The sequence below is a fragment of the Olsenella sp. An188 genome, assembly GCF_002160255.1.
GTDB lineage: Bacteria > Actinomycetota > Coriobacteriia > Coriobacteriales > Atopobiaceae > Thermophilibacter > Thermophilibacter avistercoris.
The window spans coordinates 239,115-255,212 of the sequence record NZ_NFKF01000002.1; the positions used below are offsets into that span (position 1 = coordinate 239,115).

The 16,098-nt window shown below is 69.6% G+C and carries 13 protein-coding genes; 5 read left to right on the forward strand and 8 right to left on the reverse strand.

Annotated elements, in window-relative coordinates; genetic code table 11:
• Window positions 1-18: 18 nt before the first annotated feature.
• Window positions 19-975 carry an ROK family protein gene (locus B5F23_RS03510; protein WP_087351853.1) on the reverse strand — a complete coding sequence of 319 codons (957 nt, stop codon included), beginning with the start codon at window positions 973-975 and terminating at the stop codon, window positions 19-21.
• Between the two features lie 191 nt (window positions 976-1,166).
• Between B5F23_RS03510 and B5F23_RS03515 the strand changes: the two genes are divergently transcribed.
• Both B5F23_RS03515 and dtd read left to right on the forward strand, forming a co-directional pair.
• Entirely contained in the window at window positions 1,167-2,717 is a 1,551-nt protein-coding gene (locus B5F23_RS03515) for a carboxypeptidase M32 (protein ID WP_087351855.1), read from the forward strand.
• A complete protein-coding gene (gene dtd, locus B5F23_RS03520) occupies window positions 2,718-3,188 on the forward strand; it encodes a D-aminoacyl-tRNA deacylase (RefSeq protein WP_087351856.1) in 471 nt (156 codons plus the stop codon).
• A gap of 171 nt (window positions 3,189-3,359) precedes the next feature.
• Here dtd and B5F23_RS03525 read toward each other — a convergent pair whose 3' ends face one another.
• From B5F23_RS03525 to B5F23_RS03535, 3 genes are all read right to left on the reverse strand, one after another.
• Window positions 3,360-4,325: a type I phosphomannose isomerase catalytic subunit gene (locus tag B5F23_RS03525; RefSeq protein WP_087351858.1), complete on the reverse strand. Its 966-nt coding sequence runs from the start codon at window positions 4,323-4,325 to the stop codon at window positions 3,360-3,362.
• A 110-nt stretch (window positions 4,326-4,435) separates the two neighbouring features.
• A complete protein-coding gene (locus tag B5F23_RS03530; RefSeq protein ID WP_087351859.1) occupies window positions 4,436-5,383 on the reverse strand; it encodes a hypothetical protein in 948 nt (315 codons plus the stop codon).
• A 121-nt stretch (window positions 5,384-5,504) separates the two neighbouring features.
• On the reverse strand, window positions 5,505-5,762 hold the full coding sequence (locus tag B5F23_RS03535) for a hypothetical protein (RefSeq protein ID WP_087351861.1): 258 nt from the start codon (window positions 5,760-5,762) through the stop codon (window positions 5,505-5,507).
• 147 nt (window positions 5,763-5,909) lie between these two features.
• On the opposite strand from B5F23_RS03535, the gene glpK reads away from it, so the two are divergent.
• The gene (gene glpK / locus B5F23_RS03540) at window positions 5,910-7,400 is read left to right on the forward strand and encodes a glycerol kinase GlpK (RefSeq protein ID WP_087351864.1); all 1,491 of its coding nucleotides are present in this window, start codon (window positions 5,910-5,912) and stop codon (window positions 7,398-7,400) included.
• 9 nt (window positions 7,401-7,409) lie between these two features.
• On the opposite strand, the gene B5F23_RS03545 is transcribed toward glpK, so the two are convergent.
• Both B5F23_RS03545 and asnS read right to left on the reverse strand, forming a co-directional pair.
• Window positions 7,410-8,615 (reverse strand): CapA family protein, encoded by a 1,206-nt coding sequence (locus tag B5F23_RS03545; RefSeq protein WP_087351866.1) that lies wholly within the window; start codon window positions 8,613-8,615, stop codon window positions 7,410-7,412.
• 66 nt (window positions 8,616-8,681) lie between these two features.
• Window positions 8,682-10,085, reverse strand: a complete 1,404-nt coding sequence (asnS, locus tag B5F23_RS03550; RefSeq protein WP_087351868.1) for an asparagine--tRNA ligase — start codon at window positions 10,083-10,085, stop codon at window positions 8,682-8,684.
• A gap of 220 nt (window positions 10,086-10,305) precedes the next feature.
• Here asnS and B5F23_RS03555 point away from each other — a divergent pair, with 220 nt between their 5' ends.
• Window positions 10,306-11,676 (forward strand): ATP-binding protein, encoded by a 1,371-nt coding sequence (locus B5F23_RS03555; protein WP_087351870.1) that lies wholly within the window; start codon window positions 10,306-10,308, stop codon window positions 11,674-11,676.
• Between the two features lie 43 nt (window positions 11,677-11,719).
• Entirely contained in the window at window positions 11,720-12,382 is a 663-nt protein-coding gene (pyrE, locus tag B5F23_RS03560) for an orotate phosphoribosyltransferase (RefSeq protein ID WP_087351872.1), read from the forward strand.
• Window positions 12,383-12,440: 58 nt separating this feature from the next.
• Here the strand turns inward: pyrE and B5F23_RS03565 are convergent, their stop codons facing one another.
• Both B5F23_RS03565 and B5F23_RS03570 read right to left on the reverse strand, forming a co-directional pair.
• On the reverse strand, window positions 12,441-12,956 hold the full coding sequence (locus tag B5F23_RS03565) for a nitroreductase family protein (RefSeq protein ID WP_087351874.1): 516 nt from the start codon (window positions 12,954-12,956) through the stop codon (window positions 12,441-12,443).
• A gap of 42 nt (window positions 12,957-12,998) precedes the next feature.
• Complete coding sequence (locus B5F23_RS03570; RefSeq protein ID WP_087351876.1) at window positions 12,999-15,743, reverse strand: glycoside hydrolase family 3 N-terminal domain-containing protein; 2,745 nt, start codon at window positions 15,741-15,743, stop codon at window positions 12,999-13,001.
• Between the last annotated feature and the right edge of the window lie 355 nt (window positions 15,744-16,098).

Genomic DNA, 16,098 nt, shown 5'->3' on the forward strand with positions numbered 1-16,098 from the left:
CAAGAGCGGGCTTCGGCGCTACTTCCCGGCTCCCTCCCGGCGCAGGCGCAGCGCCTCGTAGGCGCAGCCGTACATGGCGGCCTGGTTCCCGAGGCCGGCCGCCTCGATGCGCGTGTCGCGGCAGGTCTTGAGCGCGTGAGCCTGGAAGCGCTCGCGCAGCTCGGGGGCAAAGGTCGCGAAGGCACCCGCGACGCCTCCGCCGATGAGGTACATCGCCGGGTCCACGATGCAGGAGACCTGCGCCATCACGCGGGCGAGGTACTCGCACATCTGGTCGATGGCGATCTTGGCGCACTCGTCGCCCGACGCCAGCGCCCGGAAGACCGAGAGGGTGTCGGTGGCGTGCTCGATCTCCACCGGCTTGACGCCGCGCTTCTCGCAGGCCTCCAGGTAGAGGCGCACGATGCCCTTGGCGGAGGCGTACTGCTCAAGGCAGCCGCGCCGGCCGCAGCCGCACACGAGCGTCTCGTCGTAGTTGACGGTCACGTGGCCGATCTCCCCGCCGGAGCCGAAGGCGCCTGCCACGAGCCGGCCGTTGGCCACCACGCCCGCGCCCACGCCGGTGCCGAGCGCGATGAGCACGTAGCTCGAGACGCCCTGCGCCACGCCGGCCCACATCTCGCCCAGGGCCGCGGCGTTGGCGTCGTTGACGAATGCCGTGGTGGCGTTGGGGTAGGCGGCCGTGAGCGCGCCCACCAGGCCGTCCGGGTCAAGCTCGATGTTGGGGAGAAGCCCCACCGTGCCGTCGTCGGCCACCGGCCCGGGGATGTCCAGGCCGCAGGCGATGACGTCGTCCGCCCCGGCGTCGTGGGCGGCGAGAATCTTGCCGATGCCGTCCGTGACCACCGCGTAGGCCGTCTCGTCCACCAGCGCGGGCGTGGGGATCTTGCGCTCCTCGAGCAGCTCGCCGGCCGGGGTGAAGAGGCCGACCTTGATGCTCGTTCCGCCGACGTCGATGCCAAGAACCATGTCCATGGGGTGCCTCCCTCGCTTCTCGCCCGCGCCCCGGGCGCCGGCGCACAGTCGTCTGCACGTATGAATGATACGTTGCCGCGCGCGGCGCGTGAACGTCCTTTGCACGGAACGCCCCATCCGCGTCGCAGGCGGTCGGACGGGTACACTGAGGGGCAGGGAACGGCCCCTTCCGTCGCAACAGAGGAGAACCCATGGCAGAAACGCACCCCACCCAGATCAACGCCGCCCTCCCCAACCCTCGCGCAGACATGGAGGCGCTCGACGAGCTCGAGCGCACGCTCTTCTCGCTGGGCTACGCGCTCGGCGAGATCGGCTCGCTTGGCCCCGTGATCGATCCGCCCAAGGCCACCGCGCAGCGCGGCGAGGCGATGGCGAGCCTCCAGGAGATGGCCGTGCACGCCCTGTGCGACCCCTCGGTGGGCCCGCTGCTCGACCGCCTCGAGGAGCAGCCCGAGCTGCTGGGGGAGCGCCGCATGGCGCAGGTGCGCGTGCTCAAGCGCGACCGCGCCTCGCTCGTCGACGTGCCGGCCGAGGAGCAGGCCGCCTTCAGCCGCCTCACGGTGGAGGCCAACGACGTCTGGCGCCGCGCCAAGGCGGCAAACGACTGGGCCTCCTTCGAGCCCTACCTAGACCGCATCGTCGACTCCCTGCGCCGCATGGCCGCCTTCAAGGACCCCGCGCGCGACCCCTACGACGTCTGGCTCGACGAGTACGAGCGCGGTTGCGACCGCGCCTTCTACGACGCGTTCTTCTCGGAGGTCAAGGACACGGTGGTGCCGCTTCTGGCCGACTGCATGGCGAGCCGCCACAAGCCGAGCCACGCCTGCGTGGACGGGGTCTTTGACGAGGAGCGCCAATGGCGCCTGGCAGAGGACCTCGCGCGCCTCGAGGGCCTCGACATGGACGCGCTCTGGATCGGGCGCACCGAGCACCCCTTCACGAGCGGCCTCTCCCGCGACTTCGTGATCGTGACCGGGCACGCCTACCCCGACAACGTGCTCTCCAACGTGTTCTCCGTCCTGCACGAGGGCGGCCACGCCCTCTACGAGCAGGGCGTCTCGGCTGACTACGCGGGAACCTCGCTCGTGGGCGGCACCTCGATGGGCATGCACGAGGCGCAGAGCCGCTTCTTCGAGAACCTCGTGGGCCGCTCCGAGGCCTTTGCCGAGCCGCTGCTCGCCGTGCTGCGCCGCCACTTCCCCGGGCAGTTCGGGCGCGTGACGGCCCACCAGCTCTACCTCGCCGAGAACTGCGCCGAGCCCGGACTCGTGCGCACCGAGGCCGACGAGCTCACCTACCCGCTGCACATCATGGTGCGCTACGAGATCGAGCAGCTGCTCTTCTCGGGCGAGGCCACCGCGGCCGACGTCCCCGCCCTCTGGGCCGAGAAGTACGGGAGCTACCTGGGCGTCACGGTCCCCGACGACGCCCGCGGCGCGCTCCAGGACACCCACTGGTCCGACGGGTCGTTCGGCTACTTCCCCACCTACGCGCTCGGCTCCGCCTTTGGCGCGCAGCTCAAGGCCGCGATGGTGGCCCAGGGCGTGGACTTCGAGGGCGCCTGCGCGAGCGGCGACCTCGCCCCCGCGCGCGCCTGGCTCGGCGAGAAGATCTGGCGCTGGGGACGCGCCAAGGACTCCGGCGAGCTCATCGAGGCGGCGTGCGGCGAGGGCTTCTCGGCACGCTACTTCACGGACTATCTCACCGAGAAGTTCTCGGCCCTCTACCGGCTGGGGGCCTAGGTGCGCGCGCTCATCCAGCGCGTCGAGAGCGCACAAGTTGAGGTCGGCGGCACCGTGGTGGGCAGCTGCGGCGCCGGCTACCTCGTGCTCCTCGGCGTGGCGCCGACAGACGACGAGGCGCTCGCCGAGCGGCTCTGGCGCAAGGTGGCGGCACTTCGCATCTGCGCGGACGACGCCGGCAAGACCAACCGCTCGCTCGTGGACACCGGCGGCGACGTGCTCGTGGTGAGCCAGTTCACCCTCTACGCCGACGCGCGGCGCGGCAACCGCCCCTCCTTCACCGGCGCCGCGGCGCCCGCGCTCGCCGAGCGGCTCTACGAGCGCTTCTGCGAGCTCGCGGAGGCGGACCTCGGCGCGGGGCGCGTGGGGCGCGGCGTCTTTGGCGCGGACATGCGCGTGAGCCTGGTCAACGACGGGCCCTTCACCGTGCTTCTCGACACCGACGAGCTCGGCTGGAGCGCGCAGGCCTAGCGCTCGGCGAGAAGAACGCGCGGCTTGCGGACGTTTTTCTCGACAAAAGTGACCGGAACCCGCACGCTTCCGTCGAAGGTGCGGGTTCCGGTCGTTTTGAGGCGGCAAAGCGTCCGCAAGCCGCGCGTCCTTCTCGATAGGTGAGCCCGGGGCAGCCCCGGGGGCGCGGGGCTACGGCAGGCGCGAGGTCACGAGCGTCATGTCGCCGCGGAAGGTCAGGTCGCCGCAGCCGGAGGGCGCCAGGAAGTGCGTGCCCCTGCCGACCTTGTGCTCCACGCCGGCCTCGGCCGCGCGCACGGTGCCCTCGCCGTCGATGACGCTCACGCACAAAAACGGCCAGGGCTGCCCCAGGACCTTCTCGCCGTCCACGCGCACGCGGTCCACGACGAAGTTGGGGCACTCCATGAGCTCGGTCACGCCGTCGACCTCGGGCGCGCTGATCTCGCCGGACGCGGGCGCGACCATGTCGTAGTCCACCACGTCGAGGCTCTGCTGGATGTGCAGCTCGCGCGGCTTGCCGTCGTCGCCCACGCGGTCGTAGTCGTAGACGCGGTAGGTGACGTCGGAGGACTGCTGGGTCTCGAGGATCAGCGTGCCGCCCTGGATGGCGTGCACGCAGCCCGGCTCGATCGGGAAGAAGTCCCCGGCGCTGCAGGGCACGAGGTTGAGCATGTCGTCCCAGCGGCCCTCGTCGATCATGGCCGCGAGCTCGGCGCGGTCGTGCGCGTGCTGCCCGATCACGATCTTGGTGTCGGGGTCGGCAGCCAGCACGTACCAGCACTCGCGCTTGCCGAGGCTGCCGTTCTCGTGCTCGGCGGCGTAGACGTCGTCGGGGTGCACCTGCACGGAGAGGTTGTCCTTGGCGTCGATGATCTTGACCAGCAGCGGGAAGCGGTCGCCCTCCACGTTGCCAAAGAGCTCGCGGTGCTCGTCCCAGAGCTCGGAGAGGTGCTTGCCAGCCCACGCGCCCTCGGCGACCACGCAGTCACCGTTGGGGTGGGCGCTTATCGCCCAGCACTCGCCGATCGGCCCGTCGGGAATCTCGTAGCCGAAGTCGTCTGCCAGCTTGCGACCTCCCCAGATCTTCTCGTGAAAGATGGGCTCCGGAAAGACAAGGTCGCGCTTCGTGTCGGACATGACTCCCCCGTTTCGGTCGGACTTCAGGGACGTTTGACGAGAAGGGCGGGGCGCACGAGACGCCCCGCCCCACATGATAGCCGCTTTTCAGGCTCCTCGCGCGAGCGCGCCTAGAGGGTCGCGGAGTAGACGGCGACCGGCGCGTCGGAGCGGTCGATCGCCATGATGCTGAACGAGCAGGACGACGCCGAGGTCACCTCGCCCAGGCTCGCGTCGAAGTAGAAGAAGCCCTGGACGGTCTCGCCGGCACGCACGGGGCGGGCGAGCGTGGCGTCGTAGTAGACGTCCTCGCCCTCGAGCGTGGTCGAGATGTTGGTGAAGACGAGGTCCTGGTCGGTGCGGTTCTCGAAGCTCATGAGGTAGCCCGTCTCGCCCTCGAAGTCGGCGCCGACGCCCACGATCTTGACGAGCGCGGTGTCGTCGTCGCCCACGGTGACGTCGAGCGGCTCGCTCACGGTCACGTCGGCGGCGTAGGTGTCCGCCCAGGCGTACATCTCGTCGGTGAAGAGCTCGTCGGCGAGGCTCGTGTCGCCCTCGTCGAGCGTGTCGTCAATCGGGTCGTCGTCCGTGTCCTCGACCGGGAGGTCGTCGAACTGGTCGAGGGAGCCGCCGCCGGCGTTCACGGACGGGTCGCGGTCCATGACGGGCTCGTCGGAGACCTTGGAGAAGACCATGGTCTCGCCGTCGTAGGTGAGCGTGAGGCGCTCGTCCTCATAGGGGACGTCCACGCCCTCGTCGCCCAGGGTGAGCGTCAGGGTGTCCTCGTCCTTGATCTCCCAGCTTCCCTCCTGCTGGCTGCCGAAGGCGTCGACCAGGAGCTCGCCCTCGTCGGAGAGGTCGAGCGTCACGTGCATGTCGAGCGTCTCGGACATCGAGTCGTAGTCCTCCTCGGAGATCGACTGGTCGTCGAACTCCGCGGACTCGAGCTCCCAGCTCCCCACGAACTCCGTCCTCAGCTTCTCCAGGTCGGGACCGGCCGGCGTTCCCCCGCAGGCGGCCAGCGTCACGGCAAGGGCAAGCGCGCCGGCAAGCGCGACCGCGTTTCTCGTAGCTCTCATGCTTCTCCTCCTCTTCTCGGGGCAGGAGCAGCGTAGCTTAAAACTTCCTTGAATTTGCTACGGCGGGGTCAATTTCGGCAGATGGCGTCGAGGGGCTCGGCGGGCGAGAAGAACCGCGCGCTCACACCCTCCTGTCGTGCGAGACGTCGTGCGGACGGCGGAACTCCCCGCAGACGTTGGAGGTGCGCAGGTACTCGGCGCCATACGGGTCGACGGCCGGCACCAGGTCCTCGGGGCGCTCGGCGAAGTGGCTCTCGGGGCTCACGTGCACGTGGGGGTTGGCAAGCGTGTAGCCACGGCTGCACGCGCCCTGGTAGAGGCCGGACTCCTCGTTCAGGGCGAACGCGGAGTACAGACAGTCGGTGCAGTGAAAGCCCATGCGAGACCTCCTCGGGGATTGACACAGCAGATGGTACCCCAACGCGAGCGGCCGCAACGCGTCGGCGGACGGGCGGGCGTGGCGGCGACGGGGCGGGACGGAGATACTGTCATGTAAGCGGGACGTAAGCGCGGCGGGGAGGGACGCATGGCTGGCAAGAGGTACGTAATCGCGCTCGACCAGGGGACCACGTCCTCGCGCGCGGCACTCGTCGACCGCTCCGGGCGCATGGTCGACGTGGTCCAGAGGCCGTTCCAGCAGATCTTCCCCAAGCCCGGGTGGGTCGAGCACAACCCCCAGGAGATCCTCTTCTCGCAGCTGGGGTGCTGCTCCGAGCTCGTGGCGCGCCACGGACTCGGCGCCGACGACGTGGCGGCCATCGGCATCGACAACCAGCGCGAGACCGTGGTCGTCTGGGACCCCGCGACGGGCGTGCCCGTGTGCAACGCGATCGTCTGGCAGTGCCGCCGGACCGCGGAGATGGTCGAGCGCGTCTGCGGCGCGCCCGAGGTGCGCGAGCTGGTGCGCTCCAGGACGGGCCTTCTGCCCGACGCGTACTTCTCGGCAAGCAAGATCGCGTGGGTGCTCGACAACGTGGCGGGCGCGCGCGAGCGCGCCGAGGCGGGCGAGCTGCTGTTTGGTACCGTGGACACGTGGCTCGTGTGGGTCCTCACCGGCGGGCTCGTGCACGCCACCGACCCCACCAACGCGAGCCGCACGATGCTCTACGACATCCACCGCGGGTGCTGGGACGATGAGCTGATGGCGCTCTTCGGCATCCCTGCGGCCATGATGCCCGAGGTCCGCCCGAGCTCGGGCTTCTTCGGCGAGACGAGCTACCCGGGGCTTCCGGCCGGCATCCCCGTCACGGGCGTGGCCGGGGACCAGCAGGCCGCCCTCTTCGGCCAGTGCTGCTTTGAGCCGGGGCAGGCCAAGAACACCTACGGGACCGGGTGCTTCATGCTCATGAGCACGGGGCTCGAGGCGCGCGCGAGCGAGCACGGGCTCGTGACCACGGTGGCGGCGACGCCCCCGGGCGAGCCCGCGCACTACGCGCTCGAGGGCTCGGTCTTCGTCGCCGGGGCGCTCATACAGTGGCTCCGCGACGAGCTGGGCGTCATCCGCACCGCGGCGGAGACCGAGGCGCTCGCGCTGAGCGTGCCGGATGCCGGAGGGGTCACGATCGTGCCCGCCTTCACGGGGCTCGGGGCGCCCTGGTGGGAGCCGGACGCGCGCGGGGCGATCCTCGGGCTCACGCGCGGGACCACCCGGGCGCACCTCGCCCGGGCCGCGCTCGAGGCGCTCGCCTTCCAGGTCGCCGACCTCGCCGATGCCATGGCCGCAGACGCCGGGGCGCCGCTCAGCGTCCTCAACGCCGACGGGGGCGCCGCCGCGAACGGGTTTCTCATGCAGTTCCAGGCGGACCTCCTCGACTGCGAGCTGCGCCGCCCCGCCAACACCGAGACCACCGCGCTCGGCGCGGCGTTTCTCGCCGGTCTTGCCGCGGGATTCTGGTCCGGCACCGACGAGCTCGTGGCGCTGCGGTCGGGAGACGACGTGTTCCGCCGCCAGATGGGGCCCGCGCAGGCCGAGGCGCTTCTCGCCGGCTGGCACGACGCCGTGCGCCGCGTGCTGTAGCGGACGGCCCTAGGCCTGCCAGACGAGCTCGCAGGACGCGGGGTCGAAGGCCTCCCCGAGGCGCTCGGAGCAGAAGTCGACGCACCACTGGCGCGAGAAGTCCGAGCAGCCCTCAAAGCCGCGGATCCCGTTGCCCGCCGCGAGCTCCTCGGTGTAGTCGGCCAGCTTGTAGGTGGTGAGGCTGGTCTGGCCCGCCCTGTTGGTCACGAGGGGCGTGAGGCCGCACGAGCTCACCGAGCACCCGTCCGCCGAGAAGGACAGCGTCAGGCGCGCCATGCCGCCCACCATGGAGTCCTTGCGGTCCTGGCCCGAGACGAAGTTGCCCGTGGACCAGAAAACCGGCACCGAGCGCCCGTCGGACGACCCGATCACCTCGAAGGGCTGCATGACGTGCGGGTGGTTGCCTATGATCGCGTCGACCCCGGCGTCGGCGAGGACGGCCGCCCAGCGAAGCTGCTCGGAGTCAGGCGCGGGAGCGTACTCGGTGCCCCAGTGCGGGCAGGCGACGATCGCCTCGGCGCCGGCCGCCCGCGCGGCCTCGACGTCGGACGCGATCTGGGCCTCGTCGAGCATGCGCACGGCCCAGGGCTCGGGCAGGGGTATGCCGTTGGTGTTGGCCGCGTAGTTGAGGATCGCCACCTTGTGGCCTGCGCGCGCGAGCACCGGCACGACGGCGGCCGCGTCCTGGCTGTCGGCCATCCCCGTGACCGTCACGTCCGGGTGGTTGGCGCGCCAGTAGCCCAGCTCCCGCTCGATGCCCGCCATGCCCTTGTCGAGCACGTGGTTGTTGGCGTGGAGGATCACGTCAAAGCCCGCGGCGGCCTCGGCGTCGGCGAACTCCTGGGGGCTGTTGAAGACCGGGTAGCCGGAAAGGCCCAGCTCGTCGCCCCCGAGGATGGTCTCCTGGTCGAGCATCGCAATGTCGGCGGCGGCCACGTCCTCCAGGACGTGCTCGAAGAGGTGGTCATAGCTGCGCGTCCCGTCGGCGCGCTCGCCGCTCTTCCAGACGCTCGGGTGCACGAGGACGTCGCCGACCATGAGGACGGTGACGTCGGCGGGCTGAACGGGGGCAGCGGGGTCGTAGAGCGTGGCCGTCCCCGCCCCGGGGCCGCCGGCCGGAGAGGAGTCCCTCCCCGAGCAGCCTGCGAGCACCCACAGGCCCGCGGTCGCCGCAGCCGAGAAGAACGCGCGTCGCGTGAGGCAGGCGGGGGACATGTACGCTCCTCTCTCGGGCGGGCGAAGCGGCCCCGGAGGCGAGGCGCCCCCGGGGCCGCGGAGGTCCTAGAAGTCCGCGTTGCCCACGGTGCGCGGGTGCGGGATGACGTCGCGGATGTTGTCCACGCCCGTGAGGTACATGACCAGGCGCTCGAAGCCCAGGCCAAACCCGGCGTGGTGGCATCCGCCGTAGCGGCGCAGGTCGAGGTAGTACTTGTACTGCTCGGGGTCCATGCCGAGCTCGCGAATGCGGCCCTCGAGCACGTCGAGGCGCTCCTCGCGCTGGGAGCCGCCGATGATCTCGCCGATTCCGGGCACGAGGCAGTCGGCGGCGGCGACGGTCCTGCCGTCGTCGTTCATGCGCATGTAGAACGCCTTGATCGCGGCAGGGTAGTCCGTGACGAAGACCGGACGGCGGAAGTGCTCCTCAGTGAGGTAGCGCTCGTGCTCGGTCTGCAGGTCGCTCCCCCAGTCGACGGGGAACTCGAAGACGTGACCCGCCGCCTGGGCGTCCTGCAGGATCTTGATGGCGTCGGTGTAGCTCACGCGCCCAAAGTCCGAGGTGGCCACGTGAGTGAGGCGCTCCACGAGGCCCTTGTCCACGAACTTGTTGAAGAACTCCATCTCGTCGGGGCAGTGCTCCATCACGTAGTTGATCACGTGCTTGAGCATGGCCTCGGCGCAGTCCATGTCGCCCGCGAGGTCGCAGAAGGCCATCTCGGGCTCGACCATCCAGAACTCGGCGGCGTGACGGCGCGTGTTGGAGTTCTCGGCGCGGAAGGTGGGGCCGAAGGTGTAGACGTCGCCAAAGGCGAGCGCGAAGTTCTCGGCCTGGAGCTGGCCGGAGACGGTGAGGTTGGCTGCGTGGCCGAAGAAGTCCTGGCTCCAGTCCACGTGGCCGTCGTCGGTGCGCGGCGGGTTCTCCACGTCGAGCGTGGTCACGCGGAACATCTCGCCGGCGCCCTCGGCGTCGGAGGTGGTGATGATCGGCGTGTTCACGTAGACGAAGCCGCGCTCCTGGAAGAAGCTGTGGATAGCGTAGGCGGCCACGCTGCGCACGCGGAAGACCGCGCGGAACAGGTTGGTGCGGCTGCGCAGGTGCTGCTGGGTGCGCAGGAACTCGCGAGTCTGGCGCTTCTTCTGCATGGGGTAGTCCGGGGCAGAGGCGCCCTCCACCACGATCTGCGCCGCCTGGAGCTCGAAGGGCTGCGGGCGCTCGGGCGTGAGCACGAGCTCGCCGGTCACGACGAGCGCAGAGCCCACCCCGGTGGCGGCTATCTCGTCGTAGTTCTCGAGCTTCTCGCGGTTCATGACCACCTGCAGGTCCTTGAAGCAGGAGCCGTCGTTGAGCATGACGAAGCCGAAGTTCTTCATGTCGCGGACCGAGCGGACCCAGCCCGCCACGGTCACGGTGGTGCCGCCGAGCGCGTCGGCGTCGGCGAAGAGCTGCGAGATGTGGGTGCGTTCCACGGGGTTCTCCTTTGGTGCGTCGAGGTTCTTCTCGCCTGGTTTGCGCGTCTAACTCTAGCGCAACGGACGGCGCGCCGGAGCGGACACCCCCAGCCGCGGCGAGAAGCGCCCACACACAGAACTGGTCACCTGATATTGCCAGTTTTGAGTAAGACTGGTCACATTAGGTGCCCGGTTTGATAGAGTATTGGTAATTTCATATGACCAGTTTGGGAGAAGCATGAACCATACCGTTGTTGCCATCCTCCAAGAGTTCTCGCTCGATGCATACCGCCCCATCTTCCACCGCGACCTAGACCTTGGCGAGCCTCTACCCCCGCGTGCAGGAAACCTCGTCAAAGTCGTGACGGGCATGCGTCGCTCGGGCAAGTCCTACCGCCTCTTTCAGGAAATGGATGCGCTCCTAGCGGCCGGAGTCCCCGAGAGTCGCATCTGTTACTTCAATTTTGAGGACGATCGCATAAGTCCCGCCACACACCAGACCGGCGACGACGTAATCGAGGCCTTCCGCTACCTCCACCCAGACGTGGCTCCAGAGGACGGACTCTATCTCTTCTTTGACGAGCTTCAGGAAATGGAGGAATGGGGCTCCTGGCTGCGCCGCGTCGTGGACACAACGCGGGCAACCATCTACGTAAGCGGCTCATCGTCCAAGATGCTCACAAGCGAGATAGCGACCGAGTTTCGCGGCAGGGCTCTTGACTTTGAGCTGCTCCCCTACTCCCTGCGCGAACTTGCCCTGCAAGACGTCGAGCTTGCGGCACACATAGATGATGTCGTCCAGAGCCCGGCACGGCAAACGCGACTCCAAGCCCTTCTCGACACCTACCTGACCCGAGGGGGATTTCCGGCAGTCCAAGGGCTCCCCGTGGCACAGGCCAACGGGCTGTTGCAGTCCTACACGCAGCGCGTGGTGGCACGCGATGTGGTGGAGCGTCACAACCTCGCGCGACCGCGCGTTGCCTCCGCACTTGCCTCCCGGCTCATGGGCCTCAGCGGCCGCCAGCTCTCCGTGCGCAAAATCGAGAACGACCTACGCTCAGCTGGTCTCGCCTCGGGAAGAGGCTACCTCGGGGACCTCATCTCATACTTTGAGGAGGCGTACCTCGTGTTTCTCGTAAGGGAGCGCTCCCGGGCGCTCTCGGAGAGCACGACCGTCCCGCCCAAGGCATACGCCATCGACCCCGGACTTTCGCTCGCCAACAGTCGAGCCGGGGTCAGCGACATGGACCAGCGCCTCGAAAATGCCGTCTACCTCGAGCTGAGACGCCGTCATCCCGAGTTTCGCGACGGAGGCATCTCCACCCTCCGCACCAGGTCGCACGGCTACGAGGTCGACTTCGTCGTGGGCGACGCGCTCGACGAGCGAGCAACCGAGCTCGTCCAGGTAACCGACTCCATGGACGACTCCCGAACCGTCGAACGCGAAACGCGCGCCCTCTGGGAGGCCATGGAGGAGCTCGGGGCAAGAGATGGGATTATCGTCGTGCGATCCGGAGCTCAGGCGCACTATGAGCGCGATGGGATGTCCATCGCCCAGATTCCGGCTTGGAGCTGGCTGTTGTCTACGAACGGAGCGCCGAGCCGCTAGAATCGTGGGAGCACACGATGCGGCGACCGCCGGAAGGAGACCCATGGAAGCCTACAAGCGCGAGTTCATCAAGTTCATGGTCGAGAGCGACGTCCTGAAGTTCGGCGACTTCACGCTCAAGAGCGGCCGCAAGAGCCCGTTTTTCATGAACGCGGGCGCCTACGTCACGGGCAGCCAGCTCAAGTGCCTGGGCGAGTACTACGCCCACGCCATCCACGACAACTTTGGCCTTGACTTCGACGTGCTCTTCGGGCCGGCGTACAAGGGCATCCCGCTGGCCGTGACCACCGCGATCGCCCTGCACGACCTCTACGGCAAGGAGGTCCGCTACTGCTCCGACCGCAAGGAGGCCAAGGACCACGGCGCCGACAAGGGCGGCCTGCTCGGCACCTCGCTTGCCGACGGCGACCGCGTGGTCATGATCGAGGACGTGACCACCTCGGGCAAGTCCATCGACGAGACCTACCCCAAGGTCACCGGCGCCGCAAACGTCGAGGTCAAGGGGCTCATCGTGAGCCTGAACCGCATGGAGGTCGGCAAGGGCGGCAAGGTGAGCGCCCAGGAGGAGATCCAGGAGAAGTACGGCTTCCCCGTGGCGAGCATCGTCTCCATGTCAGAGGTCGTGGAGGTGCTCGACGGCACCGTCATCACGCCCGAGCTGCACGCCGCGATCGACGCGTACTACGAGCAGTACGGCGTGAAGTAGCCCCTCGAGGCTCCCGCCGCGCGCCGGGAGGCCACCCCCTCCCGGCGCGCGACCGGCGCTACAGCCGCGTCACGAGCTCGCCGACGTCCCGTCGCTCGAAGTGCTTGGGCGCGGGACCGCCCTCCGGCGCCGGGTATCCCAGCGGGAAGATGGCCACGAGGTCGCAGCCGGCCATCTCGGGGAAGGCCTCCGCCAGCGCCGGGGCGTCGAAGTGGCCCACCCACGTGGTCCCGAGGCCGAGGTCGTGCGCGGCGAGCATCACGTGCGTGGCAACGATGCTCGCGTCCACGTCGGCGAAGTTGCGGCCGTCGTACTTGCGGACCCAGGCCTCGTCGGCGACGGCCCCCACCACCACGAAGACGCGCGCCCCGAAGCTGAACCGCGTGCATGCGCTCAGGCGCTCCACGGCCTCCGGGCTCTCGACGACCCACGCGCGCCAGGGCTGCCTGTCAACCGCGGTCGGCGCGGCGACGGCGGCCGCAAGCAGCGCGTCGACCTTCTCGGGCTCGACGGGGCGGTCGGTGAAGGCGCGGCAGGAGTAGCGGTCGCGCGCAAGCTCAAGGAAGTCGGTCATGGCTGTCCCTTCGTCGCGGGTCCTCACCCGAGTTTACACCGCTCACGCGTAGACGCCGCGCATCCCCGGAACCTGGCCGTTCACCGCGTTTGAGTTAGCGATGGCGTAGAGGTAGCGGTGCATGGCCTGCCGCATGGCGCGCACCGCCGTGGCGCTCTCGGCGTCCGCCATCTCCCCGGTCGTGGCGGTCGTGGTGAAGTTGACGTCGGTCCCGGCGTAGATGGCCTGGTTCTTGTCGGTGTAGTCGTAGAGGGACCAGTCCGAGATCACGTACCCGTCAAAGCCCCACTCGTCACGCAGCAGCTCGGTGCAGAGGGCGCGGCTGCCCCCCGCCCACGTGGCCCCCACGTAGTTGTACGAGCTCATGACCGCCTTGGCGGCCCCCACCTCGCGCTCCCGGCGCTCCCCCGTCGCGGCGTCGAGGTAGGGCACGCTCCCGCGCGCCGTCTTGACCACGATCTCGAACGGGCGGCAGTAGATCTCGCGGATGGCCTGCTCGCTCGCCCAGGTGAGCAGGTGCGCGCAGCGGTTGGTGTCCTGGTCGTTCAGGGCGAAGTGCTTGATCTGGGCGTAGACGCCGCGCGTGAAGGCACCCTCCACCTCCGCCGCGGCGAGCGTCCCGGCCAGCAGCGGGTCCTCGGAGTAGTACTCGAAGTTGCGCCCGCCGAACGGCGAGCGGTGGCAGTTCATCGCCGGGGCGCACCAGCCGCTCATGCCCGCCAGGAGCAGCTCGTCGCCGATCGCCTCGCCCATCGCGCGCGCCAGGCCCGCGTCCCACGTCTGCGCCACCAGGTACTCGCTCGGATACCCGCAGTGGCCGGCCTCGCTCACGTAGACCGAGATCCCGGCCGGCCCGTCCCCCTCGCGCACCTCGGGCTTGCCCACGGAAGGCACCGAGACGCTCCCGTAGCTGTGGTTGTTGAGCACGAGGTTCATCGCGTTGGGATGGAGCTGGTCGAGCAGCGGCTCCCAGAGGGGGTCGTCGTAGGGAAGGCCGCGCAGGTCGATGAGGGAGAGACCGTTCTTCGCGCGCGTGGTCGGCATCTCGTCGTCGGGGTTCACGGCGGAAAGCGCGTCGTACTCCTCGAGCGCCACGTCCACCGAGGCCGCCGTCCGATCCTCGGCGCGCGTCGGGAACGTCCCGGCAAAGTCGGCGCGCGTGAGCGGCGTGCAGTGCGTCTCCAGGTAGTCGGTCACGTCGTCAAAGCGGTTCGCCACGCTCGCGCCCGTGGCCGAGTCGGTGTCGTAGACGGTCTCGCCGAGCTCGAGCGTGCGCACGCCCACCACCGTGTGGGAGTCCGAGCGCAGGCTCACCTCGTAGCTCCCGGCCTCGAGCAGCCACGCCCCGCGGTCGCTGCTCCAGCTCGCCAGGTCGCGCACGGCAAACGAGAGCCCCACCTCCTCGGACGCGCCCGGGGCGAGCTCGGCGGTCTTGGCAAAGGCGAGAAGCACCACGGCGCTCTTCTCGACCGCGCCCGTGTAGGGCGCGCTCCCGTAGACCTGCACCACGTCGCGGCCCGCCACCTGGCCCGCGTTGGTCACGCGCGCCCGCACGGACACCTCCTCGCCCTCGCGCGTCACCTCGAGGAGCTCCCGCTCGAACGTGGTATAGGAGAGGCCGTAGCCAAAGGGGAACGTCACCGCGGCGTCGTAGTCGAAGCCCTCGTAGCGGCCGGCCGCCGCCTCCGCCGCCGCGGTCTCGTAGTAGCGATAGCCCACGTAGACGCCCTCCTCGTACTCCACGAAGTGGGCGCCCGAGCCGATCGAGGTGTAGTAGTCCGTGACGTCGGGGTAGGTGTGGTCGCCAAAGTTCATGAAGCTCGGCGTGGCCGAGAGGTCCGACGCCCACAGGTCGCAGGTGCGCCCGGACGGGTTGACCTCGCCCGTGAGGACCCGCGCCACGGAGCGCAGCCCCACCGCCCCCGGAAAGCCTATCTCCACGAGGGCGGACGCCGCGCAGGGGCCGCCCGGCTCCACGAGCGGGCCAACCTCCATCGTGGTGGCCACGTTGAGCAGCACCACGAGCGCGTCGCAGGCCTCGCGCGCGGCGGCGAGCAGCTCGCGCTCCTCCGCGCAGAGCTCGAGCTGGTGCTGGCCCTCCTCGTAGCGCGCCGTCTCGGCGTTGGCCACGAAGGTCTCCGAGACCCCGGACTCCAGGCTGGCGAGAAGGTCCTGCGAGAGGTCTGCCCCCTCGCCGCTCGGCCGGGAGAGCACGACCACGCCCACCGTCCCCGCGAGCGAGGCGCGCACCTCCTGCGGGTAGGACCCCCACGGCACCTCGCCGAGGTAGTGCGAGACGGTCTCGGGCCGGTCGAGCGCGCCCACGGTCGCGCGCGGGTAGTCGGGAGCCACGGACGAGAGCCACTCCCAGGCGGTCGCGTTCACCACGAGCCCGGCGCCCTCCGCCGCCGCGCGCAGGTCCACCGCGGACGAGGAGTCTATGAGCGCCGCCCCCGTGCCCCCGTAGACCACGTCGACCGCGCCGCGCCCGAGCAGGCTCACGGTCGTGCCCGGGGCAAGCGGCAGCGTCCCGTCGTTGGCGAGAAGGACCACGCCCCCTGCCTCTACCTCCTCGGCCACGGCCTCGCCCGCGGCGCGCGCCTCCTCGGTGCTCGCGCAGGAGCTCTCGTAGTAGGTGGCGTCCCAGCCGGTGGTGTCCCCGACGCTCTCCACGCCTGTCAGCTCGCGCCGCCCGCCGTCGTCGCCAGCCTGCGCTTCGCAGGCGGCAAGCCCCGCCAGCGCGAGCCCCGCCAGCGCGATCGCTGATCTTCTCGTCGTCGTTCCCATGAGTTCCTCCCCCGTTGCCTCTCTTGTCTGGCAACGAGCGTAGGGGACGCGGCCGCCGGCGTGCGTGCGCGCGGCGCGAGACGGCCTCCCGGCGGCGCAACGGGCTCGCGAGGGCCACGAGCGCCGGGGCGCGACCGCCCCCCAAACGCACGGAGGCCCGGAGCATGGCGTCCGGGCCCCTGAGGCAAGGGAGAGAATGACCGAGGCCGGAACCGGGGAAAGGAGGGGAGGAGCGGCTCGGCCGTGCTTGTGCGGAAACTCTGGTCACCCTCTCTGTTGAGCCTAGAATAGCCCGCCGGGGCGCGACGGGGCCAAAGCCGGCGCAACCGGCCTGTTTTCCGACACGTTCTGCACT